This is a genomic window from Streptomyces sp. 378 (assembly GCF_030124145.1).
Classification (GTDB): domain Bacteria; phylum Actinomycetota; class Actinomycetes; order Streptomycetales; family Streptomycetaceae; genus Streptomyces.
In genome coordinates this window covers 55,289-79,745 of record NZ_JASKMS010000036.1, presented here as the reverse complement: position 1 = coordinate 79,745, position 24,457 = coordinate 55,289, and the positions used below count along the sequence as shown (strand labels likewise).

Sequence of the window (24,457 nt, the reverse complement as noted above, 5' to 3'; positions counted from 1 at the left end):
CTCAGGCCCGTCATACGGCGCCCACGACCCGTACAGAGCACGGGTGTGGATGGACAGGGAGCCCGGGCGCCGACCAGCGTTCCCGGCCGCCTGCCGGTCTGTGAAACGCTGGCCGTCGGCGATCAGCCTCACCGCGTGCCGGATGGCCGTCGACGCGTCCATGCCGCCGCGCTGCAAAACCTCGAGGTCCGCGGCGAACCGGTCCGTCACACGCACCGACACTACGGTCGGCGTACGGCTCACCGGCCCTCACCGTGCCCGGTGCGCACGCGGCGCAGGCCTTCCTCAAGGTCGTCGCCGGACACGCTGGCCGTGCCGTCGACGAGGCGCAGACGCGGGCGGTCAGCGGGCCGGATCACGCCGACGGCCTCAGCGAGCCGTTCCGTGTCCGCGGCCTGCGGCGCGTCCGCCTGCAGGAGGACGCCGACGAGGACGTTGAGCTTGGCCACCTCGATCCGCAGCTCGGACAGCTGCCGCTCGGCGACGGCCAGGCGCCGCTCCATCTTGGTCTGCGTCACCGGTCATCGCCCCGATCGTTGGTGTCGAGGTCGCCGTACGACTCCGCGACGAGCTGGGCACTCAGATGGTCAGCGTTCCATCCGATGTTGGCCGGGTTCTCGTCGAGGGCGCACCGCACAACGACGCGAGCGAGGCCAGCGCGGCGGAGGATTCGGGCGTCGTAGTCGTCGAGGTCATGGGGCAGGGTGAGGGCATCGAGGACGGAATCGAGGAGGGCGCGCAGTTCGCCCGCGTTCCCGGGCCCGGTACGGTCGGTCATGGGTCTGGACTCCTTGTCGCGAAGGGGTTCCTGGCAAGGCGCCGTTCGGTGTTGCGAGCACCGGGCGGCGCCGTCGTGTCTCCGGTGGGAGACCGACGGAGTCCGGAGGGCCGCGGGCACGGCAGGGCACATGGAGGGCACATGAGCCCGGGAAACAACCCGAAGTAGCGGGAACTGCTGAGAGTAGTTTCTGCACGTCAACCGGCCTTTCGGCGGGAACGTGCAGGTCAGGCGATCAAGCGGGCAGTACGTGAACTACCGGTAGGTCCGGTCCCCCCGGGCCTCCGCCCGCACGGTCACGGAGGGTGGGCACTGCCTGTGCCCACCCTTCCCGTCTGCCGTCGCGATCGGCGGGCGCGGTCAGTCTCGCGAGTGGCCGAACAGAAGGCGATAGGCGATCAGGAGGACGAGCGATCCGCCGATCGCCGCCGCCCAGGTCGTCCCGTCGTAGAAGTCCTGGGTGATCGGGTGGTCCATCCAGCGGGCCGATATCCAGCCGCCGATGAACGCGCCCGCGATGCCGATCAGCGTCGTGCCGATGAGGCCGCCCGGGTCGCGCCCCGGCAGCAGGAACTTCGCGATGGCTCCGGCCAACAGTCCGAGGATGATCCAGCTGATGATGGTCATGCCGTGAACCTGCCCTTTCACGCTGTGCCCGCACTGTCCCGGCCCTGTGATCCTGCTCCCGGCAGGCCGGGACCCTGCGTTGTGGGTCGGGCGTTTCGCGTGCGGCGGTCGTGCCGCGCGCGTTCACGCCCTGTCGGTGGGCAGGACGTCTCGGCTCGGCCCGCCGGTTGCGCTGATCAGTAAGGTGCGACGCATGACACCCCCCGGTTCCGGATTGCGCCGCACCCTCGGTGTGGGCGACGCCGTCGTCATCGGACTCGGCTCCATGGTGGGAGCCGGGATCTTCGCCGCCCTCGCGCCCGCGGCGCACGCCGCCGGCTCGGGGCTGCTCCTCGGGCTCGCCCTCGCCGCCGTGGTCGCGTACTGCAACGCCATGTCGTCGGCCCGCCTCGCCGCCCTGTATCCGGCTTCAGGGGGCACGTACGTGTACGGGCGAGAGCGGCTCGGGGAGTTCTGGGGGTACCTCGCGGGCTGGTCGTTCGTGGTCGGGAAGACGGCCTCCTGTGCGGCGATGGCACTCACCGTGGGCACGTACGTCTGGCCGGGGCAGGCACACGCGGTGGCGGTCGCGGCCGTGGTGGCGCTGACGGCGGTGAACTACGGCGGTGTCCAGAAGTCCGCGTGGCTGACACGGGTGATCGTGGCGTTGGTCCTGGCCGTCCTCGCTTTCGTGGTGGTCGTGTGTCTGCTGTCCGGTGAGGCCGATGCCGGGCGGCTGGACCTCGGTGCCTCGGGGGGTGCGGACGGGGTGCTGGAGGCGGCCGGTCTGCTGTTCTTCGCGTTCGCCGGGTACGCCCGTATCGCGACCCTCGGCGAGGAGGTGCGGGATCCGGCCCGCACCATTCCGCGGGCGATCCCGCTGGCGCTCGGCATCACCCTGGTGGTGTACGCCTGTGTGGCGGTGGCTGTCCTTTCGGTACTCGGGTCGGACGGTCTCGCGGACGCGACGGCACCGCTGGCCGACGCGGTGCGGGCGGCCGGGGCGTCCTGGCTCGTGCCGGTGGTGCGGATCGGTGCGGCGGTGGCCGCGATGGGGTCGCTGCTCGCGCTGATTCTGGGGGTGTCCCGGACGACGCTGGCCATGGCGCGGGACCGGCATCTGCCGTCGGCGCTGGCCGCCGTGCATCCGCGTTTCCAGGTGCCGCACCGGGCGGAGCTGGCCGTGGGTGCGGTGGTCGCTGTCCTGGCCGCCACGGTGGACGTCCGGGGCGCGATCGGGTTTTCCTCCTTCGGTGTGCTGGCGTACTACGCCGTGGCCAACGCGTCGGCGTGGACTGTGTCTTCGGCGCCGGCGGCACGGGTGGTGCCGGTGGTGGGGCTGGCCGGGTGCGCGGTGCTGGCGTTCTCGCTGCCCGGGGTTTCGGTGGTGGCGGGCGCGGGCGTGCTGGCGGTGGGAGCCGTTGCGTACGCGGTGCGGCGGGGAGTGAAGGCAGGGGGAGCCGGAGGGCGTTAGGGCCCGCCTTCCCTGGCGGCCCACGCGCTCATGGGTCTCCCGGCCCGGGCGCTCACGGGTTTCCCGGCCCGGGCGCTCAGGGGGTGTTCCGGCCCGGATCCTTCGGAGGGTCTCGCGCTGGTGGCCGGGGTGCGCGAAGTACTGGCCTGGGGGTGGCTGTTGTGGGTCTCGGTCGTCACTCGGGCGGGCAACTGCCGGATCGCGGTCATGGGTTCATCATGCGGGCCGCCACCGACAGCCGGGTGGGCCTGTGGACAACCCCCGGCCTGTGGATATCGAGGAGAACGCCCCTCTCGTCCCTTCGTCAGCGCACCGCGAACGGCTCGTCCGTCCGCACGATGTCCCGCCCCAGCGGGAGCAGCGAGACGGGGATGAGCTTGAAGTTGGCGATGCCCAGCGGGATGCCGATGATCGTGACGCACAGGGCGATGCCGGTGGCGATGTGGCCGAGGGTGAGCCACCATCCCGCGAGCACCAGCCACAGCACGTTGCCCACGCAGGACGGGGCGCCCGCGTCACGGCGTTCGACCGTCGTGTACCCGAAGGGCCACAGGGCGTAGACGCCGATGCGGAAGGCCGCGATGCCGAACGGGATGCCGATGATCGTGATGCACAGGAGCAGGCCCGCGAGCATGTAGGCGAGGAACAGCCAGAAGCCGCTCAGGACGAGCCATATGACGTTGAGAATGGTCCTCACTGGTTCCCACCTGCCATCTTCTCGAGCCGGGCGATGCGTTCCGCCATCGGCGGGTGTGTGGAGAACATCTTCGAAAGGCCCTGGCCGGGCCGGAACGGGTTGGCGATCATCATGTGGCTGGCGGTCTCGATGCGCGGCTCGGGCGGCAGCGGGAGCTGCTTCGTGCCGAGTTCGAGCTTGCGCAGGGCGCTGGCCAGGGCGAGCGGATCGCCGGTCAGCCGGGCGCCGGAGGCGTCCGCCTGGTACTCCCGGGAGCGGCTGATGGCCAGTTGGATGAGCGAGGCGGCGAGCGGGCCCAGGAGCATGATCAGGAGCATGCCGAGCAGGCCGGGGCCGTCGTCGTCGTCCGAGCGCCCGATGGGGATGAGCCAGGCGAAGTTGACCAGAAACATGATGACCGAGGCGAGGGCGCCGGCGACCGACGAGATGAGGATGTCGCGGTTGTAGACGTGGCTGAGCTCGTGGCCGATGACGCCGCGCAGCTCGCGCTCGTCCAGCAGGCGCAGGATGCCGTCGGTGCAGCACACCGCGGCGTTGCGTGGGTTGCGGCCGGTGGCGAAGGCGTTGGGCGCTTCCGTCGGGGAGATGTACAGGCGCGGCATGGGCTGGCGGGCCTGGGTGGAGAGCTCGCGGACCATGCGGTAGAGGCCGGGGGCCTCGAACTCGCTCACCGGGCGGGCGCGCATGGCGCGCAGTGCCAGTTTGTCGCTGTTCCAGTACGCGTACGCGTTGGTGGCCAGTGCGACCACGACGGCGATGACGAGCCCCATGCGGCCGAAGAAGCTGCCGATGACGATGATGAGTGCGGACAGTCCTCCGAGGAGGATCGCTGTCCTGAGCCCGTTGTGCCGGCGGTGCACGGTGCGCCCTCCAAGTGGTGCGGCAGGGGGACCTTTGCTTACTGGATGTGGGTGCCACTGGTGCCGCGCTTTCACGTCCAGTGGACCCTCCCGTACTGGTCAACGCCAGGCGGGAGGCTCTAGTTCCCTGGTGCGCGCGGCCCCGGGTGTGGAGCGTCCGGGTTGCGGCGCCGGGAAGCGGCACGCGCGCGTGGAGGCGAGTGCCCCACGCGCGCGCGGTGTAAGCGGCCGGTTTTCCGGGAAGCCCGGTCTGTTCAGAAGAGCCCGGTGTCGGTGAAGCGCAGGACCAGCTGGGGTGCGCCGGACAGGGCGATGCCGAGGACGCCGGTCAGGGCGATCGTCGCGGTGACCGGGCCGGGGACGCGGTGCTTCTCGGGTTCGCCCTCGGGGGTGCGGAAGAGCAGGGCCGTCCACTGGAGGTAGTAGAACAGCGCGATGACGACGTTGACGGCCATGATCACGGCGAGCCAGCCGAGGCCGGCGTCGACGGCCGCCGAGAAGACGGTGACCTTGGCGAAGAGGCCGATGACGCCCGGGGGCAGTCCGGCGAGGCAGAGCAGGAAGAACGCCAGGAGCAGCGCGGACAGGGGGCTCGACGCATAGAGGCCGCGGTAGTCGGCGACGCGGTTGAGGGACTTCGTTCGGCCGACCAGCGCGGCCACGGCGAAGGCGCCCAGGTTCACCGCGCCGTACATCAGGGCGTAGGCGACGGTGGAGCCGATCGACTTCTCGGCGTCCTGGGAGTATGCGGCGGCGGCGATCGGCACCAGGAGGTAGCCGGCCTGGCCGACGGAGGACCAGGCGAGCAGGCGGACCGCGCTGTACGCGCGCGTGGCCTGCTGGCGCAGGGCTCCGACGTTGCCGACGGTCATGGTGAGCGCGGCCAGGACGGCCAGGGCGGGTCCCCAGATGTCGGCGTACGACGGGAGGGCCACGACCGTGACGAGGATCAGGCCGCTGAAGCCGACGGCCTTGCCGATGACCGACAGGTAGGCCGCGATGGGCAGGGGCGCCCCCACGTACGTGTCGGGCACCCAGAAGTGGAAGGGCACGGCGGCGGTCTTGAAGGCGAAGCCGACGAGGGTGAGGACGACGCCGGTGTCCGCGAGCGTGTGGAGCTGGCCGTCGACCTGCTGGATGCGGTCGGCGACCTGGGTCAGGTAGAGGGTGCCCGTGGAGGCGTACAGGAAGCTGATGCCCATGAGGCTGACCGCGGTCGCGGTGACCGAGGACAGGAAGAACTTCAGGGCCGCCTCGGAGGACTTCCGGTCGCCGTACTTGAGGCCGACCAGCGCGAAGGCGGGCAGGGAGGCGACCTCCAGGGCGACGATCAGGGTGGCGAGGTCGCGGGAGGCGGGCAGCAGGGCGGCACCTGCCGCGGAGGACAGCAGCAGGAACCAGTACTCGCCTTCGGGGAGGTCCTTGCGGGCGTCCTTCAGGGCGGTGACGGACAGGAGGGCGGCGAAGAGGGCTCCGCCGAGGACCAGGAACTGGATGACCAGGGTGAAGCGATCGGCGGTGTAGCTGCACACGGCGGTCTCGCCGGTCAGGCAGAAGGTGCCGCGATCGCCGTCCAGCAGCGGCAGCAGCATGGCCGTGGCGACGGCCAGGCCCGCCACCGACGTCCAGCCGAGCAGTGCCTTGCGGTGCTCTGCGACGAACAGGTCGGCGACCAGCACGGCGAGGGCGACGACCGCCGCGACGGTGGGCGGTGCGATGGCGAGCCAGTCGACGGACTGGACCAGCGAGGCGGCCAGGGACTGGGCCGGGGCGCTCATCGGGTGCCTCCTGCGAGGAGCTGCTGGACGGCCGGGTCGCTCAGGCCGAGGAGAGCCTTGGGCCACAGGCCCGCGACGACGGTGAGGACGACGAGCGGGGTCCACGCCGCGTACTCGTACGAGCGGACGTCGGTGAGCCCGGGGGCGTCCTTGGGCAGGGCGCCCATGCAGACGCGGCGGACCACGATCAGCAGGTACGCGGCCGTCAGCAGCGTGCCGAACGCGCCGATCGCCATGAAGGTGAGGAATGCGGGCCGGCTGAGGCCCTCGGCCGGCTGGAACGCGCCGAACAGGGCCAGCATCTCGCCCCAGAAACCGGCCAGGCCCGGCAGGCCGAGGGACGCGACGGCGGCGAAGGCGAGCAGGCCGCCGAGGCGCGGGGCCCTGCCGTACAGGGCGGCTCCGGTCTCCTCGGCCAGGGTGTCGAGGTCGGTGGTGCCGGTGCGGTCCTTCAGTGCGCCGACCAGGAAGAACAGCAGGCCGGTGATGAGGCCGTGGGCGATGTTGGCGAACAGGGCGCCGTTCACGCCGGTCGGGGTCATCGTCGAGATGCCGAGCAGGACGAAGCCCATGTGGCCGACGGAGGAGTAGGCGATGAGGCGCTTGAGGTCGCCCTTCGCGCCCTGCTTGGCGAGGGCCAGGCAGGCCAGCGATCCGTAGATGATGCCGACGACGGCCAGGGCGGCGAGGTAGGGCGCGAAGGTGCGGAACCCGTCCGGTGCGATGGGAAGCAGGATCCGGACGAACCCATACGTACCCATCTTCAGCAGGACACCCGCCAGGAGGACCGAGCCGACGGTGGGCGCGGCGGTGTGGGCGTCGGGCAGCCAGCTGTGCAGCGGCCACATCGGCGTCTTCACGGCGAGCCCGATCCCGATCGCCAGAACGGCGATGACCTGCACGGACGCGGTCAGCGACCGGCCGTTGTCAGTGGCGAGTGCCACCATGTCGAACGTGCCCGCCTTGATTCCGATCAGGAGCAGGCCGAGCAGCATGACCACGGAGCCGAGCAGCGTGTAAAGGATGAACCGCCAGGCGGCCTGGCTCCGGCCCTCGCCGCCCCAGCGGGCGATGAGGAAGTACATCGGGATGAGGACCATCTCGAAGGCGAGGAAGAACAGCAGCAGGTCGAGGGCGGCGAAGGTCGCCAGCGTGCCGGACTCGAGGACGAGCAGCAGGGCGACGAAAGCCTTCGGGCTCGGACCCGCGGCCCGCGGCGTCAGCCGCTGATGTTGCTGCTTGAAGTACGAGTAGAGCGCGCAGAGGAAGGTCAGCAGCGCGGTCAGGAACAGAAGGGGGAGGGAGATGCCGTCGATGCCGAGGTGGATGCGTACGTCGAGTGCGGGGATCCAGCTGATGTCGGTGCTGGCCTGCATCTTCGACGGCTGGTCGTGGTCGAAGCCGAGCGCGAGGACGATCGCCGCGATGAGGACCGCGCCCGTGACGGTGACGCCGTGCCGGAGCACGGCCTGCTCGGGCGACTTCCCCTTCAGCCCGGGCGGGGCGGGCAGGAGAGCGGCGGCGGCGCCGAGGAGCGGGCCGACGACGACGAACGCCAGAAGGAACTGCATCACGGACTCGTTGATATCGATCACGCCTGCTCACGCTCCCGTGGCGACGAGGACGACGGCGACCGCGAGGACGACGGTGCCGGCGAGCAGCGCGCTCACATAGGTCTGGACGTTGCCGGTCTGGGCGTGCCGTACGGCGGTGCCGAGCCAGCGCGGCAGCGCACCCGCACCGCGCACGTAGGTCTCGACGACCTCGCGATCGAGGAACCGGACGAGGCTCGCTCCGGCCTGGACCGGGCGGACGAAGAGGGCCGAGTACACGGCGTCCAGGTGGAAGCCGGCGGCGGCGTGCCGGTGCAGGGGCCCGAGCAGCAGCCGTCCCGGGTCGGCGGGGTCCGGCGCGTAGGCGATGTCCCCGTAGGCCGGCTCGTGTGTGGCGATGGCTTCCGCCTCGACCTGCGCGGCGTCGCCCTCGGGGTGGGCCGCGACGGCGCCGAGCGGGACGCGGGCGGTGAGCGCGGTGGTGTGCCGCCAGGCGGCGTAGGTGACGATGCCGCCGACCAGGGCCACGCCCGTGCTGAGCACGGAGGTGGTCAGGGTCGGGCCGAGGTCGCGGCCGTCGAACCAGTCGGGCAGCAGGCGGAAGGTGAACCCGCCGAGGGCCAGGGACGGGACGGCCAGCACCCACAGCACGACGGTCATCGTCAGCGGCTGCCTGCCGTGGTCGGGGGCCTCGGTGCCCCGGCCCCGGAAGGCCAGCAGCCACAGGCGCATCGCGTAGGCGGCGGTGAGCACGGCCGTGAGCAGACCGGCGACGAGGACGATCCAGCCCGCGACGGCGGGGGCGTGCTCGGTGTGTCCGGTGACGACGTGCTCGGCGACGCCGAGGACGGCCTCCTTGGAGAAGAAGCCGCTGAACGGCGGGATCGCGGCGAGGGCGAGGAGCGCCACGGTCATCGTCCAGTAGGCGTCGGGGACGCGGTCGCGCAGGTTCCGCATGCGGGACAGGGCGGCGAGCGAGTTGGTGCCGGCGGCGTGGATGATCACGCCTGCGGCGAGGAACAGCAGCGCCTTGAAGGCGCCGTGGGACAGGAGGTGGAAGACGGCGGCACCACGGTCGCCGACGGCGAGGGCGCCCGTCATGTAGCCGAGCTGGCCGATCGTCGAGTAGGCGAGGACGCGCTTGATGTCGTCCTGGGCGAGCGCGGCGAGCGCCGAGCCGGTCATCGTGACGGCGGCCATGACGGCGAGGACGACCATCGCGGCCTGGGAGGCCTCGAAGACCGGGAGGAGACGGGCGATGAAGTAGACGCCGGCGGCGACCATGGTCGCGGCGTGGATCAGCGCGGAGACGGGGGTCGGGCCCGCCATCGCGTCGGGCAGCCAGGTGTGCAGCGGGAACTGCGCCGACTTGCCCGCCACACCCGCGAGGAGCAGCAGGGCGATCAGCGTCGGATGGTCGAGTCCGCCGTTCGCGACGGTGCCGAGGATCCGGGTGATGCGGAACGAGCCGGCGTCGGTGGCCAGGGCGAACAGACCGATGAGGAAGGGGACGTCGCCGAGCTTGGTGACCAGGAAGGCCTTGAGGGAGGCGGCCCGGGCCTCCGGGGTCTCCCAGTAGTGCCCGACGAGGAAGTAGGAGCAGATGCCCATGACTTCCCAGCCGACCAGCAGCACCATCAGGTCACCCGAGTAGACGACCAGGAGCATCGCGGAGGTGAACAGGGAAACCAGGGCGGCGTAGGAGGGGTAGCGCGGATCGTCGCGCAGGTAGCCGGTCGAGTAGATCTGCACGCAGGAGGCGACCAGGCCGACCAGGACGGCGACGAGGGCGGCGAAGCCGTCGATGTGCAGGGCCAGCTCGATCGGGACCGAGCCGGTGGGGGTGAGTTCCGTGGCCGAGTCGACGGCCGCGTCGCCGCCCTGGCGTACGGCGACCAGCGCGGCGAGGACCAGGGAGGTGAGCGTCGGCAGGACGGCGAGCGGGCGGACGAAGCCGGGTGCCGTGCGGCCGAGGAGCAGGCCGGCGGCGGCGCCGAGGAACGGAAGGAGGGGGACGAGGACGGCGAGGGTGGTCGTGGTCACGCGGTGGCCTCAGCCTTCTGGGCCTCGTCGGGCTTCCCGGCCGTGCGGGCGTCGTGGTCGGGGTCGTCGGGGTCGTGCCGTTCGGCGGTGTCGCGGAGCCTGTCGATGTCCGCGGTGCCGCGGTTGCGGTGGACGGCGAGGACGATCGCCAGGCCGATGCCGATCTCGGCGGCGGCGATGGCGATGGTGAACAGGGTCAGGGCCTGGCCGGAGTGCAGGGTGTCCTCGGCGGTCTTGCTCAGCCAGACGTCGAAGGCGACCAGGTTGAGGTTGACGGCGTTGAGCATCAGCTCGACCGACATCAGGACCAGGATCGCGTTGCGGCGGGCGAGGACTCCGTACAGGCCCGTGCAGAAGAGGAGGGCGGACAGCACGGCGGGATAGGCGAGGTGCATCAGCGGGCCCCTTCCGTGTCACGCCGGGTGTCCGTGCCGCTGGGGGTGGTGGCGTCGGCCTTCGCCTTGCGGGACAGGACGATCGCGCCGACCAGGGCGGCGAGGAGGAGGACGGAGAGGGCCTCGAAGGGGAGGACCCAGTTCTGGAAGAGGCTCGCGCCGGTCACCTCGGTGGAGCCGGCGGCGGGGCCATCCAGGTCGATCCAGGTCGTGCGGAAGGCGTCGACGACGACCCAGACCAGGGCGGCGGCCGCGGCGACGGCCACGGTGAGGGCGGCCCAGCGGTTGCCCGAGTCGGCGTCCGGGGAGCGGCCGATGGGGGCCCGGGTGAGCATCAGGCCGAACAGGAGGAGGACGACGACGGAACCGACGTAGATGAGGACCTGCACCCAGGCGATGAACTCGGCGGTGAGCAGGAGGTACTCGACGGCCAGGCCGCCGAGGGCGACCACCAGCCACAGGGCGGCGTGCACCAGCTGCCGGGTGGTGACGGTGACGAGCGCGGCGCCCAAGGTGACCAGGCCGACGAGGAGGAAGGCGATCTCGACGCCGGTCGGGGAGAGGAAACCGTGGGTTTCGGCGGCGACCTCGGTGGTCCGGCCCGTCGCGAGGAGAGCTGCGGTCGCGGCGAAGGTCATTCCTGGCCCTCCTGCCCCGGCTTCGGCTGGCCCGATCCGGGCTGACCCGGCTCGGCCTGATCCGGCTCGGACTGACCCGGCCTGGACTGTCCCAGATCGGGCTGACCCGGCTCGAGCGGTCCCGGCTTCGGCTGACCCGGCCCGGGTGGGCCAGGGTTCTTCGGCTGGTCGGTCTGCTGCTTGGAGTCGCCCTGGGGGCGGGTGGGCTGCTCGGCGGCGCGGGCCTGCTCGTCGGCGTGCGGTTCGGTGACCGGCGGGGCCTGCTGGGCGGCCAGCTTCTCGGCGGTCTTGCGGGCCGTGGCGAGTTCCTTCGGTTCCTCCGCGCCGGGGTCGAGGGCGGGCGGGGCCGGGACGGTCCACATCCACTCGCGGAGCTTGTCGCGCTCATGGGTGAGGTCGCGGATGTCGGTCTCGGCGTACTCGAACTCCGGCGACCAGAACAGGGCGTCGAAAGGACAGACCTCGATGCAGATACCGCAGTACATGCACAGGGAGAAGTCGATGGCGAACCGGTCGAGGACGTTGCGGCTGCGGTCGCGGCCGCCCGGGGTCGCGGCCGGGACCGTCTCCTTGTGGGAGTCGATGTAGATGCACCAGTCCGGGCACTCGCGCGCGCACAGCATGCAGACCGTGCAGTTCTCCTCGAACAGGCCGATCACACCGCGGCTGCGAGGCGGGAGGTCGGGCTGGGCGTCCGGGTACTGCGCGGTGACGGACTTCTTCGTCATCGTGCGGAGGGTGACGGCCAGGCCCTTGGCGAGGCCACTGCCGGGAAGGGGGGCCATGGTTACTGGATCACCACCTTGACGATGCCGGTGAGGGCGATCTGGGCGAGGGCGAGGGGGACGAGGAGGGTCCAGGCGAGTTTCTGGAGCTGGTCCTCGCGCAGACGGGGGTAGGTGACGCGCAGCCAGATCACGAGGAAGGCGAGGACGGCGGCCTTCAGCAGGGTCCAGACCCAGCCGAGGCCGTCGGCGCCCCACGGGCCGTGCCAGCCGCCCAGGAAGAGGACGGTGGTCAGGCCGCACAGGACGACGATTCCGGCGTACTCGGCGAGGAGGAAGAGGGCGAAACGCAGGCCGGTGTACTCGGTGTAGGCGCCGAAGATGATCTCCGAGTCGGCGACGGGCATGTCGAAGGGCGGGCGCTGGAGTTCGGCGAGGCCGGCCACGAAGAAGACGATCGCGCCGACGATCTGCCACGGCAGCCACCACCACTCGAAGGCGTCGAGGATGCCGGGGAGGGAGACGGTGCCGGCCGCCATCGCCACCGAGGCGGCGGTCAGAAGCATCGGCAGTTCGTAGGCGAGGAGCTGGGCGGCGGTGCGCAGGCCGCCGAGCAGGGAGAACTTGTTCGCGGAGGCCCAGCCGGCCATGAGCGAGCCGAGGACGCCGACGCCCATGACGGCCAGGACGAAGAAGACACCCGCGTCGATGACCTGGCCGACGGCTCCCTCACCCGGGCCGATGGGGATGGCGAGCAGGACGAGGAGATACGGCAGGAGGGCGACGGCCGGGGCCAGTTGGAAGATGCGGCGGTCGGCGCCCGCGGGGACGACGTCCTCCTTCTGCGCGAACTTCACCCCGTCGGCGACGAGCTGGGCCCAGCCGTGGAAGCCGCCGGCGTACATGGGGCCGAGACGGCCCTGCATGTGGGCCATCACCTTGTGTTCGGTCTGGCCGATGACCAGGGGGAAGGTGAGGAAGACGACGAAGACGACCAGGAGTCGCAGGGCGACGTCGAGCACGTCATTCACTGCGAGCCTCCTGCGGGTCCTCGGGGTTATCGGGGTGCCCGGGGTTATCGGGGTGCCCGGGGATATCGGGGTGCCCGGGGTTGTCGGGGTGCCCGGGGTTATCGGGGTGCCCGGGGTCCTCGGGGTCCCCAGGGTCCCCGGGGTTGTCGGGGTGCCCGGGGTTATCGGGATCCCTGGGGTTATCTGGGCTATCGGGGCTGTTTGGGTTGCCGGGGTTGCCGGTGGGCTGGGTGTCGTCGTCCGTGGGCTCGGACGTCTGCGACCCGCCCGACTGCTCCGGGGACGGCAACTGCCCCGCCTCCGGCGAGGGTTCGGGGGCCGGTTCGTCGAAGGTCGGACGGGCGTGGTGCCAGGGGGCGTCCGAGCTGCGTGGGGCGTTCGAAGCCCTGCCCGGCCGGCTGTCACCGCGGCCGGGCGCGCCCCGTCGGCTCCCCCCGCCCTCCGGACCGGGAGTCTCGGAGCCGGAGCCGGGAGTCGCGGAGCCGGAGCCAGGAGTCGCGGAGCCGGAGCCAGGTGTCGCGGAGCCGGAGCCAGGTGTCGCGGAGCCGGAGCCAGGTGTCGCGGAGTCGGAGCCAGGTGTCGCGGAGTCGGAGCCAGGTGTCGCGGAGTCGGAGCCAGGTGTCGCGGAGTCGGAGCCAGGTGTCGCGGGGTCGGAGCCAGGTGTCGCGGGGTCGGGGTGAGAAGTCACGGACTCGGGGCCAGGAGTCGCGGTTGCGGGACCGGTCGGCTGCTGACTCGCCGAACCCTCCGATGCCGAACGGTTGCGCCTCGGTCGGGCCGGAGCAGGAGCGGCCGGCCCGCCGGACGTGGGCTGGCCCGCCCCACCCGGAACCTGCGGCGTGGGCTGATCCGCCGCGCCCCGAGCCGGCTCCCCCGGCGTGGGCTGATGGGTCGGGATCGGGGTCGGGGCCTGGGCCTCCCCCGGCGTGGACCGGCCCGCACCCCGAGCAGCCGACTCCCCCACCGCGGACTGATCCGCCGAAGTCGGAGCAGCCGCGTCACCCGACGCGGACTGGCTCGCCGAGCCCTCCGCCGCCGTACGCGTCCGCCGTGGAGAAGAAGCCGGGGTCGGGGTCTCCGCGGCACCCGTCTGGCTCGCGGAGCCCTCCGAGGCCGAGCGGGTCCGGCGCGCCGGGCGTTCTCCCGCCGGACGTGCCGCGGCTCGGGCGGGGCGTTCGCCTGCCGCGCGTCCCGCGCCCCGGGCCGGTCGGGCGGGGGCCGGAGGGAGTTGGCCTTTGAGGGGGCCCCACTCGTTGGGGTCGGGGACGCCGGGCGGGAGCATCTGGCGGCGCTTGGGGCCGCCGTGTTCCGACTCGCCCGGCTCCTTCGCGCCGGGCCAGGCCTTGGCGACGCGGGCGGCCAGGACGAAGTCCTTCCGCAGGGGGTGACCCTCGAAGTTCTCGGGCAGGAGCAGATGGTCCAGCCCCGGGTGGCCTTCGAAGGTGATGCCGAACATCTCGTGCGTCTCGCGCTCGTGCCAGGCGGCACCCGCGTAGACGTCGACCGCCGAGGGCAGGGTGGGGGCCTCGTGCGGGACGGTCGTACGCAGGAGGAGACGTCGTACGGGAGAGAGCGCCGCGACGTGGGCCGTGACGCGGAAGCCCGTGCCCGGTTCGTCGACCGCGCTCAGCCAGTCGAAGTAGGTGCAGCCGAGCCCGTCGCGGGCGGTCCGCAGGGCGGCGATCCAGGCAGCCGGCGGTACGTCGACCGTCAGGACCTCGTAGGACTCCTCGGCGGTGGCGTCGGGGCCGAAGAGTTCCTCGGCGTCGGCGGGCAGCCAGCCGACGGCGGTCATCGTCCCTCCCCCGGCGTCGAGTCGGAGCCCGGGGCGGGGGCGGGGGCGGGGGCGGGGGCGGGCGGCTGCACCAAGCCGCTCTGCAGCGCCGCCGCCGACGGACGGGCGGTGCCGTACCGCTCCCCCAGCGACTCGCGGGCGATCTTCTCCTGGAGCTTGAGGATGCCCTGGAGCAGCGCCTCGGGCCGGGGCGGGCAGCCGGGGACGTAGACGTCGACGGGGATGATCTGGTCGACGCCCTTGGTGACGGAGTACGAGTCCCAGTAGGGGCCGCCGCAGTTGCTGCACGCGCCGAAGGAGATGACGTACTTCGGTTCCGGCATCTGCTCGTAGAGGCGCTTGATCGCCGGTGCCATCTTGTCCGTGACCGTGCCGGACACCACCATCAGGTCGGCCTGGCGCGGGCCCGGGGCGAACGGGATGACGCCGAGCCGGATGAAGTCGTGGCGGGCCATCGACGCGGCGATGAACTCGATCGCGCAGCAGGCGAGGCCGAAGTTGAAGACCCAGAGCGAGTAGCGGCGGCCCCAGTTGAGGATCACCTTCATCGGCTCGGGCGCGAGGCGCGCGAGGGCGCCCAGCCGCTTGGGTTCGGGCAGCGGAACGGGCTCGGACACCGAGGGGTTCACGTCCATGCCAGGACGCCCTTCTTGTATGCGTAGAGCAGGCCCACGGCCAGGAAGCCGAGGAAGATGAACATCTCGACCAGGGTCGCGGCGCCGTAGCCGGGGGCGGCGAAGACGGTCGCCCAGGGAAACAGGAAGATCGAGTCGACGGCGAAGATCACATAGAGGAAGGCGTACACGTAGTAGCGGACCTGGGTGTGGGCCCAGCCCTCGCCCACGGGGTCGACGCCGCACTCGTACGTCAGGAGCTTCTCGGGGGTGGGGACCACGGGCCGCAGCAGGCGGCCGGCCCCGAAGGCGACGGCCACGAACAGCACACCGACGACGGCGAGCAGTCCGACGACCGAATAGGACTGGAAGTAGTCCGCCGCGACGACGGTCGTGGTGACGACGGTCGGTTCCGGCACGTCCGTCCCTCGCTCCCTGCAACTCGGACCTGGATCCTGCGACGATGCTGCGGCTCACTCGGATGCCGCCGTTCGACGATCTGTACGCACGGGAGTCTAGGCCCTGATAAGGGCAGGGTAAGCAGCCCGTCACGACCCGGCATGCGGGGGTGGGGTTTTCCTCAGTTGATCCCGGCGGTCCACCTCATGGCGCGGCCGCCCGCCGCCGGGCACGCTAACGCATATGACCCAACGCATCCCGTCCCCGGGCACGACGGCGACCCGGCAGGACGCCGGGCCGGACGACCGTCCGCCGCCCGCACGGCTCGCCTACGAACGGCACACCTGGAAAGAGATCGCGCACCTGCTGGCCAACCTTCCGGTCGCGCTGCTCGGATTCACCTACGTCGTGACGGTGCTGTTCACCGGTTTCGGACTGACCGTCACGGTGATCGGGTTCCCGCTGCTCGCCGCCGGACTCATGGGCGCGCGGCAGTTGGGCAGGCTGGAGCGGGCGCGGGCCAGGGCGCTGCTCGGAGTGCGGGTGGACGAGCCGAGCCGGCTGCGGCTGCGCGGCGAGGGCGGGTTCTTCCAGCGGCTGTGGATGCAGCTGAAGGACCCGGTGGGCTGGCGCACGGTCCTGTACGAGTTCATCCGGTTGCCGTGGGGCGTCCTCACCTTCACCGTCACGCTGACCTCGCTGTCCGTGCTGTGGCCGGTGCTGCCGTTCATCGCCCGCGGGTTGACCAACGCCGACCGGGCCATGGTGCGCGCGCTGCTGTCGCCCTCCGACGAGCTGGAGCGGCGGATCGCCGAGCTGGAGTCGGACCGGGGGGTCGTGGTGGACACGGCGGCGGCCGACCTGCGGCGCATCGAACGGGATCTGCACGACGGGGCGCAGGCCCGGCTGGTCAACCTGGCCATGGGTCTCGGCCTGGCCAAGGAGAAGGTGCTGGAGGATCCCGACGCGGCGGCGGCGATGGTCGAGGAGGCGCACGGCGAGGTGAAGCTCGCGCTCCAGGAGCTGCGGGATCTGGCGCGCGGTATCCATCCGGCGGTCCTCACCGACCGCGGGCTGGACGCGGCCCTGTCTTCGGTCGCCTCGCGCTGCACGGTTCCGGTGAAGGTGACGGTCGATCTGCCGGAGCGGCCGGCCGCGGCCATCGAGGGCATCGCCTACTTCACCGTCTCGGAGCTGCTGCAGAACGTCAGCAAGCACAGCGGGGCGAGGTCGGCCTCGGTGGATGTGTGGCGGACGGACACCCGGCTCCTCATACAGGTGTGGGACGACGGGGGCGGGGGCGCGAACCTCGACGGCGGTACGGGGATGAAGGGCCTGGCGGACCGGCTGAACGCCGTCGACGGGCTGTTCGTCCTGGAGTCGCCTCCCGGCGGCCCGACGACGATCACCGCGGAGCTGCCGTGGCGCGAGCGCGACGACGCCGCCACCACCGTCGCCCCCGGCGCACGTTGAACCTCCGGACCGGGGCCCTGCACGCCGTGGCCCACCGGGCCGGTGGTCCCCCGGGCCGGTGATCGGCCGGGCCGGTGATCGGCCGGGCCGGTGATCGGCCGGCCGCGGTCCCCCAGGACGCGGTCCACCGAGTTCCAGCCCAGCGAACCGCGGCCCAGCCGGTCGCACTCCACCGGGCCGTGGCGCAGCCGGCCGTACACCGGTGGGCCGCGGCCCAGCCGGCCGTACACCACCGAACTGCGGCCCTGCCCGGCCGCGCCCCACCGAACCGCGGCCCAGCCCGGCCGCACCCCACCGGCCCGCAGCCCCGCAGGCCGCCCACCGGTGGGCCGGATCCCACCGGGCCATAGGTCCACAGGTCCATAGGTCCACAGGTCCACAGGTCCACAGGTCCACAGGTCCACAGGTCCACAGGTCCACAGGTCCACAGGTCCACAGGTCCACAGGTCCACAGGTCCACAGGTAGGGAAAACCCCCCACCACACACGCCGACGGACTCCATGGTCCGGCGACCTGCGGCGGAGCAGGGTGGAGATACGGGAGCACAGCCGCAGGACGAGGAGAAGGACGACGCCGATGGCCACGGAGTACGGACAGGGATACGGGCTCGACAGCGGGTCCGGGTTCCCCGGGAGCACCGAACGGCGGCACCGGCTGCCCGCCGCGCTGCGGGCGCCGGTCGAGGGCCGCACCTGGCGCGAGCTCGCCCATGTGCTGCTCAGCCTGCCGATCAGCATCCTGCTGTTCACCTACGCGGTCACGATGGTGTCCCTGGGGGCGGGCCTGCTGGTCACGTTCCTGGGCATCCCGGTGCTGGCGGCGGCTCTCGCCGGATGCCGCGGCTTCGGCGCGATGGAGCGGACGCGGGCACGGGCGCTGTTGGGTCTGGAGGTGGCCGAGCCGGAGCCGCTGCGGGTGAGGAAGGCGGGGGCACTGGCGTGGATGGGCGCCGTCCTCAAGAGCGGCGCCTCGTGGCGGGCGCTGCTGTACGCGGTGCTTCAGCTGCCCTGGGCGGTGTTCTCGTTCGTCGTCGCCGTGAACGTCTGGGTGCTGGGGTGGGCGCTGCTGACGTATCCGCTGTGGTTCTGGGTGTTCCCGATGTACGCCGGGCAGGACGGCGTCCAGTTGTACGGCGACGAGGCGTACCGGATCTACCTGGACAACCCCTTCGAGATCACGGTGACCGCGCTGGTGGGGCTGCTGTTCACGATCGCCACGCCCTGGATCGTGCGGGCGCTGACGATGGTGGACCGGCTGCTGGTGCACGGGCTGCTCGGGCCGTCGCGGCTGGTCTCGCGGGTGGTGGAGCTGGAGTCGGACCGGGGGGTCGTGGTGGACACGGCGGCGGCCGACCTGCGGCGCATCGAGCGGGATCTGCACGACGGGGCGCAGGCCCGGCTGGTGGCGCTGGCGATGGATCTGGGGCTGGCGAAGGAGAAACTGCACGAGGACCCGGAGACGGCCGCGCGGATGGTGGACGAGGCACACGGAGAGGTGAAGACGGCCCTCCAGGAACTGCGGGACCTCGCCCGGGGGATCCATCCGGCGGTCCTGACCGACCGGGGGCTGGACGCGGCCCTGTCGTCGGTCGCCTCGCGCTGCACGGTGCCCGTGCGGGTCGAGGTCGACCTGGCGGAACGGCCGGCGCCGGCGATCGAGGGGATCGCGTACTTCACGGTGTCGGAGCTGCTCCAGAACGTCAGCAAGCACGCCCGGGCCACCTGGGCGGGCGTCGAGGTGTGGCGGACGGAGAACCGGCTGATGCTGCAGGTCGTGGACAACGGCGTGGGCGGGGCCGGTACGGCGCAGGGGTCGGGACTCGCGGGGCTGGCGGAACGGCTCGACGCGGTGGACGGGGTCCTGGTGGTGGACTCGCCGGCGGGCGGTCCGACCCGGGTGACCGCGGAGTTGCCGTGGCGGGGGGCGCACGTGCGCTGATCGCCGCGGGGGCCCGGCCCCGTGATCCGTGACGGGGCCAGAGGTCTTCACCTCTGGCCCCGGAGCTTTCCTCACCGCCCGTTCGGCCAGTTCGGCCGGTCAAGAAGCCGGTCCCGTCCCCATACACCCCCCGACCCTGAAATGCTGGACCCGTCGCACGGGTGGGCGCGGAGCCGTTGTGGGCCGCGGACGGGCGGCATCGGGCTGTGGGGGGCCGAACATCGTGGAGGACAGGGTGCGGGTGGTCATCGCCGAGGATTCAGTGCTGCTCAGGGAGGGCCTGACCCGGTTGCTGACCGACCGGGGGCACGACGTCGTCGCCGGCGTGGGTGACGGTGAGGCTCTGATCAAGACCATCACCGAGCTGGACGCGCAGGGCGAGCTGCCGGACGTGGTCGTGGCGGATGTGCGGATGCCGCCGACGCACACGGATGAGGGAGTGCGGGCGGCGGTGCAGCTGCGCAAGGCCCACCCGGGGCTCGGGGTGCTGGTGCTGTCGCAGTACGTGGAGGAGCGTTACGCCACGGAGCTGCTGGCGGGGTCCAGCCGGGGTGTCGGGTATCTGCTGAAGGACCGGGTCGCCGAGGTGCGGGAGTTCGTGGACGCCGTGGTGCGGGTGGCGGAGGGCGGTACGGCGCTCGACCCGGAGGTGGTGGCGCAGTTGCTGGGCCGCAGCCGTAAGCAGGACGTGCTCGCGGGGCTCACCCCGAGGGAACGTGAGGTGCTGGGGCTGATGGCCGAGGGGCGGACGAACTCGGCGATCGCGCGGCAGCTCGTGGTGAGCGACGGGGCGGTCGAGAAGCACGTCAGCAACATCTTCCTGAAGCTGGGGCTGTCCCCGAGCGAGGGTGACCACCGCAGGGTGCTGGCGGTGCTGACGTACCTCAACTCCTGACGCACCTCGATGTGAGGCGTGTGGAAAATACGGACAAGTCCGGTCGCGTGATCATCTCAAAGTCGTGTCCAAGATGCGAATGACCCCAAGAAGGCGGCCGTTGCGGTCGTAGGGTTGATCCTGGGAAGGCCTGCGGCATGGCCTCTCCCGGACAGCCGCCTCTAGGGAGGTCCAGTTCAGTGACCAGCCAGGTCAGTAGCCCAGCGGAGCAGGCCGACGGAGCAGTCGTAGGAGAGCAGCGCAAAGCGGCGGGCGCGAAGGATGTCCGTCGCCTGGACCGGGTGATCATCAGGTTCGCGGGGGACTCGGGTGACGGTATGCAGCTCACCGGTGACCGTTTCACCTCGGAGACCGCGTCGTTCGGGAACGACCTGTCGACCCTGCCGAACTTCCCGGCCGAGATCAGGGCGCCCGCCGGGACCCTGCCGGGTGTGTCGTCGTTCCAGTTGCATTTCGCCGACCACGACATCCTCACCCCGGGGGATGCGCCGAACGTGCTGGTGGCGATGAACCCGGCCGCGCTGAAGGCGAACATCGGCGACCTGCCGCGTGGCGCGGAGGTGATCGTCAACACGGACGAGTTCACCAAGCGGGCGATGCAGAAGGTCGGCTACGCCACGTCCCCGCTGGAGGACGGGTCGCTGGACGGCTACCACCTGCACCCGGTGCCGCTGACCACGCTCACGGTCGAGGCGCTGAAGGAGTTCGACCTCACCCGCAAGGAGGCCGAGCGCAGCAAGAACATGTTCGCGCTGGGTCTGCTGAGCTGGATGTACCACCGGCCCACCGAGGGCACGGAGAAGTTCCTGAAGGCGAAGTTCGCCAAGAAGCCTGACATCGCGGCGGCGAACATCGCCGCGTTCCGGGCGGGCTGGAACTTCGGTGAGACGACGGAGGACTTCGCTGTCTCCTATGAGGTCGCGCCGGCGGCGACGGCGTTCCCGCCGGGTGTGTACCGCAACATCTCCGGCAACCTCGCCCTGTCCTACGGGCTGATCGCGGCCTCGCGGCAGGCGGATCTGCCGTTGTATCTGGGGTCGTACCCGATCACTCCGGCGTCGGACATCCTGCACGAGCTGAGCCGGCACAAGAACTTCGGCGTGCGCACGTTCCAGGCGGAGGACGAGATCGCCGGGATCGGCGCGGCGCTGGGCGCGGCGTTCGGTGGTTCGCTGGCGGTGACGACGACGTCCGGGCCGGGGGTGGCGCTGAAGTCGGAGACCATCGGCCTGGCGGTCTCCCTGGAGCTGCCGCTGCTGATCGTGGACATCCAGCGCGGCGGGCCGTCGACGGGTCTGCCGACCAAGACCGAGCAGGCGGATCTGCTGCAGGCGATGTTCGGGCGCAACGGCGAGGCTCCGGTCCCGGTGGTCGCCCCGCGCACCCCGGCGGACTGCTTCGACGCCGCGCTGGAGGCGGCGCGGATCGCGCTGACGTACCGCACGCCGGTGTTCCTGCTGTCCGACGGGTATCTGGCCAACGGCTCCGAGCCCTGGCGCATCCCGGACCTCGAAGAACTGCCCGACCTGCGCGTGCGGTTCGCGCAGGGCCCCAACCACACGCTCGACGACGGCAGCGAGGTGTTCTGGCCCTACAAGCGCGACCCGCACACCCTGGCCCGCCCGTGGGCGATTCCGGGCACGCCGGGTCTGGAGCACCGTATCGGCGGCATCGAGAAGCAGGACGGCACCGGGAACATCTCCTACGACCCGGCCAACCACGACTTCATGGTCCGCACCCGCCAGGCCAAGATCGACGGCATCGACGTCCCCGACATCGAGGTCGACGACCCGGACGGCGCCCGCACCCTCGTGCTCGGCTGGGGCTCGACGTACGGGCCGATCACCGCGGCGGTGCGGCGGCTGCGCCGGGCCGGGGAGTCCGTCGCGCAGGCGCACCTGCGCCACCTCAACCCCTTCCCGCGGAACTTGGGCTCCGTACTGGAGCGTTACGACAAGGTGGTGATCCCCGAGATGAACCTCGGGCAGCTCGCCACGCTCATCCGGGCGAAGTACCTGGTCGATGCCCACTCGTACAACCAGGTCAACGGCATGCCGTTCAAGGCGGAGCAGCTCGCCGCGGCTCTGAAGGAGGCCATCGATGGCTGAGACGTCCACGCACGGCACGGGCACCGTCGAGGCGCTGTCCCTGGTCCCCAAGGCCGAGGGCAAGCAGTCGATGAAGGACTTCAAGTCGGATCAGGAGGTGCGCTGGTGCCCGGGTTGCGGTGACTACGCCATCCTGGCGGCGGTGCAGGGCTTCATGCCCGAGCTGGGGCTGGCGAAGGAGAACATCGTCTTCGTCTCGGGCATCGGCTGCTCCTCGCGGTTCCCGTACTACATGAACACCTACGGTATGCACTCCATCCACGGCCGCGCCCCGGCCATCGCCACAGGGCTGGCCAGCTCCCGCCGCGATCTGTCGGTGTGGGTGGTCACCGGTGACGGCGACGCGCTGTCCATCGGCGGCAACCACCTGATCCACGCGCTGCGCCGCAACGTCAACCTCAAGATCCTGCTGTTCAACAACCGGATCTACGGTCTGACCAAGGGCCAGTACTCCCCGACCTCCGAAGTCGGGAAGATCACCAAGTCGACGCCGATGGGGTCGCTGGACGCGCCCTTCAACCCGGTGTCGCTGGCCATCGGCGCCGAGGCGTCGTTCGTGGCACGGACGGTGGACTCCGACCGCAAGCACCTGACCGAGGTGCTGCGCCAGGCCGCCGCCCACCAGGGCACCGCCCTGATCGAGATCTACCAGAACTGCAACATCTTCAACGACGGCGCCTTCGACGCGCTGAAGGACAAGCAGCAGGCCGAGGAGGCCGTGATCCGCCTGGAGCACGGAAAGCCGATCCGCTTCGGCGCTGGGGGCACCTCCCGCTCGAGCGAAGCCGAGAGTGGGGGACTGGCCAAAGGCGTCGTGCGCGACCCGCTCACCGGTGATCTGAAGGTGGTCGCCGTGACGCCGGACAACGAGGACCGGGTACTCGTCCACGACGCGCACTCCCCGTCCCCGACGACGGCGTTCGCGCTCTCCCGTCTCGCCGACCCGGACACCCTGCACCACACCCCGATCGGTGTCCTGCGCTCGGTCGACCGGCCCGTCTACGACACGCAGATGGCCGACCAGCTCGACACGGCGATCGAGCAGCACGGCAAGGGCGACCTGGCCGCACTGCTGACGGGCGGCGACACCTGGACGGTCGTCGGCTGACGCCGCCGAAAGGCACCCTCGGGGCCCGGGCCGTCTAAGGGGTCCTTTCACTATGAGCGTCCGATCAGGTCGCGTGGTCCGGTGCCGTGCATCGCAAGGCGCCGGAAGACCCTAGTAGCTCCGCTACGAGGGTCTTTCGGCAACGCGGCGAGGTGCGGTGCCAGACCACGCGCCCCGGACGGGCATAGTGAAAGGACCCCTAAGACGCGGCCCGGGCCTCGTCGTACGCCCGGCGGGCCTTCTCCACCTCGTCCATGCGCTGGTGCGTCCACGCCGCGAGGCCCCGGACCTGCTCGGCGGCCTCGCGGCCCAGGTCGGTGAGGGAGTAGTCGACGCGCGGGGGGATGACGGCCTTGGCGTCGCGGTGGACGAGGCCGTCGCGCTCCAGGGTCTGAAGGGTCTGGGTGAGCATCTTCTCGCTGACGACCCTGCCCCCGGCGCCGACCGCGCGGCGCAGCTCGCTGAAGCGGTAGGTGCGCTCCAGGAGCTCGATCAGCACGAGCACGCCCCAGCGGCTGGTCACGTGCTCCAGGACCAGCCGGTGGGGGCACATCGCCTGGAGGTCGCTCACACTCCTACTTACCGTCATGCCAGTACCTTACTTCAAAGTGGGTACTTTCCCATAGTTAGCGCATCTCCTAGGGTTAGTGTCAACGCACCCCACAAGGAGAGTCCCCACCATGAGCATCGTCGTCACCGGAGCCACCGGACACCTCGGCCGTCACGTCGTGGAGCAGTTGCTGGAGAAGGTCCCCGCCGAGCAGATCACCGCGGTCGTCCGCACCGCGGAGAAGGCCGCCGACCTCGCGGCCCGCGGTGTGCGGATCGCGGTCGCCGACTACAACACCCCCGCCTCCTTCGACGGCCTCTTCGCCGCCGGCGACAAGGTGCTGCTGATCTCCGGCAACGAGTTCGACAAGGGCCGCGTGCAGCAGCACCGGGTGGTCATCGACGCCGCCAAGGCCGCCGGTGTCGCCCTGCTCGCCTACACGAGCGCCCCCAGCAGCCTGACCGCCGCGCTCGCCGACGACCACCGCGGCACCGAGGAGCTCCTGCTGGACTCCGGTGTGCCCTACGCGCTGCTGCGCAACGGCTGGTACCACGAGAACTACACCGAGAACCTCGCCCCGGTGCTGGAGCACAACGCGGTCGTCGCCGCCGCCGGCGAGGGCAAGGTCTCCTCCGCCGCCCGCGCCGACTACGCCGCTGCCGCCGTCGCGGTACTGACCGGCGAGGGACACGAGAACAAGACGTACGAGCTGGGCGGCGACACCGCGTGGAGCTTCGCCGAGTACGCGGCCGAGCTGAGCCGGCAGACCGGCAGGGAGATCGCCTACCACGCCGTCTCCCCCGAAGCCCTCGTCGGCATCCTGACCGGCGCGGGCCTGCCCGAGCCGTTCGCGCAGATCCTCGCGGGTGTCGACGCCGCCATCGAGAAGGGCGAGCTGGTCGTGTCCACCGGTGACCTGTCCCGTCTGACCGGCCGCCCGACCACCCCGCTCTCCGAGGCGATCACGGCCGCCCTCAAGAGCTGACACCCGCCCCACTC

Annotated in this window: 24 protein-coding genes; 7 read left to right on the top strand and 17 right to left on the bottom strand. The window is 71.3% G+C overall.

Going from position 1 to position 24,457, the window contains the following annotated elements:
- The 4 genes from QNO09_RS34360 to QNO09_RS34345 all read right to left on the bottom strand — a co-directional run.
- Positions 1 to 243: hypothetical protein (locus QNO09_RS34360; RefSeq protein WP_283974149.1), on the bottom strand; the 243-nt coding region annotated here is incomplete at its 3' end.
- Positions 240 to 518 carry a hypothetical protein gene (locus QNO09_RS34355; RefSeq protein WP_283974148.1) on the bottom strand — a complete coding sequence of 93 codons (279 nt, stop codon included), beginning with the start codon at positions 516 to 518 and terminating at the stop codon, positions 240 to 242. The genes QNO09_RS34360 and QNO09_RS34355, both read right to left, overlap by 4 nt.
- The gene (locus QNO09_RS34350; protein WP_283974147.1) at positions 515 to 778 is read right to left on the bottom strand and encodes a hypothetical protein; all 264 of its coding nucleotides are present in this window, start codon (positions 776 to 778) and stop codon (positions 515 to 517) included. Before QNO09_RS34350 ends, QNO09_RS34355 begins: the two co-directional genes overlap by 4 nt.
- A gap of 360 nt (positions 779 to 1,138) precedes the next feature.
- Positions 1,139 to 1,405: a GlsB/YeaQ/YmgE family stress response membrane protein gene (locus QNO09_RS34345; protein WP_283974146.1), complete on the bottom strand. Its 267-nt coding sequence runs from the start codon at positions 1,403 to 1,405 to the stop codon at positions 1,139 to 1,141.
- Between the two features lie 193 nt (positions 1,406 to 1,598).
- Between QNO09_RS34345 and QNO09_RS34340 the strand changes: the two genes are divergently transcribed.
- Positions 1,599 to 2,858: an APC family permease gene (locus tag QNO09_RS34340; RefSeq protein WP_283974145.1), complete on the top strand. Its 1,260-nt coding sequence runs from the start codon at positions 1,599 to 1,601 to the stop codon at positions 2,856 to 2,858.
- A gap of 304 nt (positions 2,859 to 3,162) precedes the next feature.
- Here QNO09_RS34340 and QNO09_RS34335 read toward each other — a convergent pair whose 3' ends face one another.
- The 12 genes from QNO09_RS34335 to QNO09_RS34280 all read right to left on the bottom strand — a co-directional run bounded on the left by QNO09_RS34335 (position 3,163) and on the right by QNO09_RS34280 (position 15,406).
- The gene (locus QNO09_RS34335; RefSeq protein ID WP_283974144.1) at positions 3,163 to 3,555 is read right to left on the bottom strand and encodes a YccF domain-containing protein; all 393 of its coding nucleotides are present in this window, start codon (positions 3,553 to 3,555) and stop codon (positions 3,163 to 3,165) included.
- Positions 3,552 to 4,415, bottom strand: a complete 864-nt coding sequence (htpX, locus tag QNO09_RS34330) for a zinc metalloprotease HtpX (RefSeq protein WP_283974143.1) — start codon at positions 4,413 to 4,415, stop codon at positions 3,552 to 3,554. The genes QNO09_RS34335 and htpX overlap by 4 nt, the downstream gene beginning before the upstream one ends.
- Before the next feature lie 254 nt (positions 4,416 to 4,669).
- Positions 4,670 to 6,193: an NADH-quinone oxidoreductase subunit N gene (locus QNO09_RS34325; RefSeq protein WP_283974142.1), complete on the bottom strand. Its 1,524-nt coding sequence runs from the start codon at positions 6,191 to 6,193 to the stop codon at positions 4,670 to 4,672.
- Positions 6,190 to 7,788 (bottom strand): complex I subunit 4 family protein, encoded by a 1,599-nt coding sequence (locus QNO09_RS34320; protein ID WP_283974141.1) that lies wholly within the window; start codon positions 7,786 to 7,788, stop codon positions 6,190 to 6,192. The genes QNO09_RS34325 and QNO09_RS34320 overlap by 4 nt, the downstream gene beginning before the upstream one ends.
- A 6-nt stretch (positions 7,789 to 7,794) precedes the next feature.
- The gene (locus QNO09_RS34315; RefSeq protein WP_283974140.1) at positions 7,795 to 9,789 is read right to left on the bottom strand and encodes an NADH-quinone oxidoreductase subunit 5 family protein; all 1,995 of its coding nucleotides are present in this window, start codon (positions 9,787 to 9,789) and stop codon (positions 7,795 to 7,797) included.
- Positions 9,786 to 10,184 carry an NADH-quinone oxidoreductase subunit NuoK gene (gene nuoK / locus QNO09_RS34310; RefSeq protein ID WP_283974139.1) on the bottom strand — a complete coding sequence of 133 codons (399 nt, stop codon included), beginning with the start codon at positions 10,182 to 10,184 and terminating at the stop codon, positions 9,786 to 9,788. Before nuoK ends, QNO09_RS34315 begins: the two co-directional genes overlap by 4 nt.
- Complete coding sequence (locus QNO09_RS34305) at positions 10,184 to 10,822, bottom strand: NADH-quinone oxidoreductase subunit J family protein (RefSeq protein ID WP_283974138.1); 639 nt, start codon at positions 10,820 to 10,822, stop codon at positions 10,184 to 10,186. The genes nuoK and QNO09_RS34305 overlap by 1 nt, the downstream gene beginning before the upstream one ends.
- A complete protein-coding gene (locus tag QNO09_RS34300) occupies positions 10,819 to 11,607 on the bottom strand; it encodes a NuoI/complex I 23 kDa subunit family protein (protein WP_283974137.1) in 789 nt (262 codons plus the stop codon). Before QNO09_RS34300 ends, QNO09_RS34305 begins: the two co-directional genes overlap by 4 nt.
- Positions 11,608 to 11,609: 2 nt before the next feature.
- Entirely contained in the window at positions 11,610 to 12,578 is a 969-nt protein-coding gene (locus QNO09_RS34295; protein WP_283974136.1) for a complex I subunit 1/NuoH family protein, read from the bottom strand.
- Positions 12,571 to 14,373, bottom strand: coding sequence for an NADH-quinone oxidoreductase subunit C (locus QNO09_RS34290; protein WP_283974135.1), 1,803 nt, complete (start codon positions 14,371 to 14,373; stop codon positions 12,571 to 12,573). The genes QNO09_RS34295 and QNO09_RS34290 overlap by 8 nt, the downstream gene beginning before the upstream one ends.
- Entirely contained in the window at positions 14,370 to 15,008 is a 639-nt protein-coding gene (locus tag QNO09_RS34285; protein ID WP_283974134.1) for an NADH-quinone oxidoreductase subunit B, read from the bottom strand. Before QNO09_RS34285 ends, QNO09_RS34290 begins: the two co-directional genes overlap by 4 nt.
- Entirely contained in the window at positions 14,999 to 15,406 is a 408-nt protein-coding gene (locus QNO09_RS34280; protein ID WP_030234112.1) for an NADH-quinone oxidoreductase subunit A, read from the bottom strand. Before QNO09_RS34280 ends, QNO09_RS34285 begins: the two co-directional genes overlap by 10 nt.
- A 223-nt stretch (positions 15,407 to 15,629) precedes the next feature.
- Between QNO09_RS34280 and QNO09_RS34275 the strand changes: the two genes are divergently transcribed.
- The 5 genes from QNO09_RS34275 (at position 15,630) to QNO09_RS34255 (ending at position 22,908) form a co-directional block, all read left to right on the top strand.
- On the top strand, positions 15,630 to 16,859 hold the full coding sequence (locus tag QNO09_RS34275) for a sensor histidine kinase (protein WP_283974133.1): 1,230 nt from the start codon (positions 15,630 to 15,632) through the stop codon (positions 16,857 to 16,859).
- A gap of 576 nt (positions 16,860 to 17,435) precedes the next feature.
- Positions 17,436 to 18,797 (top strand): sensor histidine kinase, encoded by a 1,362-nt coding sequence (locus QNO09_RS34270; protein WP_283974132.1) that lies wholly within the window; start codon positions 17,436 to 17,438, stop codon positions 18,795 to 18,797.
- Positions 18,798 to 19,032: 235 nt separating this feature from the next.
- Positions 19,033 to 19,692 carry a LuxR C-terminal-related transcriptional regulator gene (locus QNO09_RS34265; RefSeq protein ID WP_283974152.1) on the top strand — a complete coding sequence of 220 codons (660 nt, stop codon included), beginning with the start codon at positions 19,033 to 19,035 and terminating at the stop codon, positions 19,690 to 19,692.
- Positions 19,693 to 19,871: 179 nt separating this feature from the next.
- Positions 19,872 to 21,800, top strand: coding sequence for a 2-oxoacid:acceptor oxidoreductase subunit alpha (locus tag QNO09_RS34260; RefSeq protein ID WP_283974131.1), 1,929 nt, complete (start codon positions 19,872 to 19,874; stop codon positions 21,798 to 21,800).
- A complete protein-coding gene (locus tag QNO09_RS34255; RefSeq protein WP_283974130.1) occupies positions 21,793 to 22,908 on the top strand; it encodes a 2-oxoacid:ferredoxin oxidoreductase subunit beta in 1,116 nt (371 codons plus the stop codon). Before QNO09_RS34260 ends, QNO09_RS34255 begins: the two co-directional genes overlap by 8 nt.
- 199 nt (positions 22,909 to 23,107) lie before the next feature.
- Here the strand turns inward: QNO09_RS34255 and QNO09_RS34250 are convergent, their stop codons facing one another.
- Positions 23,108 to 23,497: a winged helix-turn-helix transcriptional regulator gene (locus QNO09_RS34250; protein ID WP_283974129.1), complete on the bottom strand. Its 390-nt coding sequence runs from the start codon at positions 23,495 to 23,497 to the stop codon at positions 23,108 to 23,110.
- A 91-nt stretch (positions 23,498 to 23,588) separates the two neighbouring features.
- Between QNO09_RS34250 and QNO09_RS34245 the strand changes: the two genes are divergently transcribed.
- On the top strand, positions 23,589 to 24,443 hold the full coding sequence (locus QNO09_RS34245; RefSeq protein WP_283974128.1) for an SDR family oxidoreductase: 855 nt from the start codon (positions 23,589 to 23,591) through the stop codon (positions 24,441 to 24,443).
- Positions 24,444 to 24,457 lie beyond the last annotated feature (14 nt).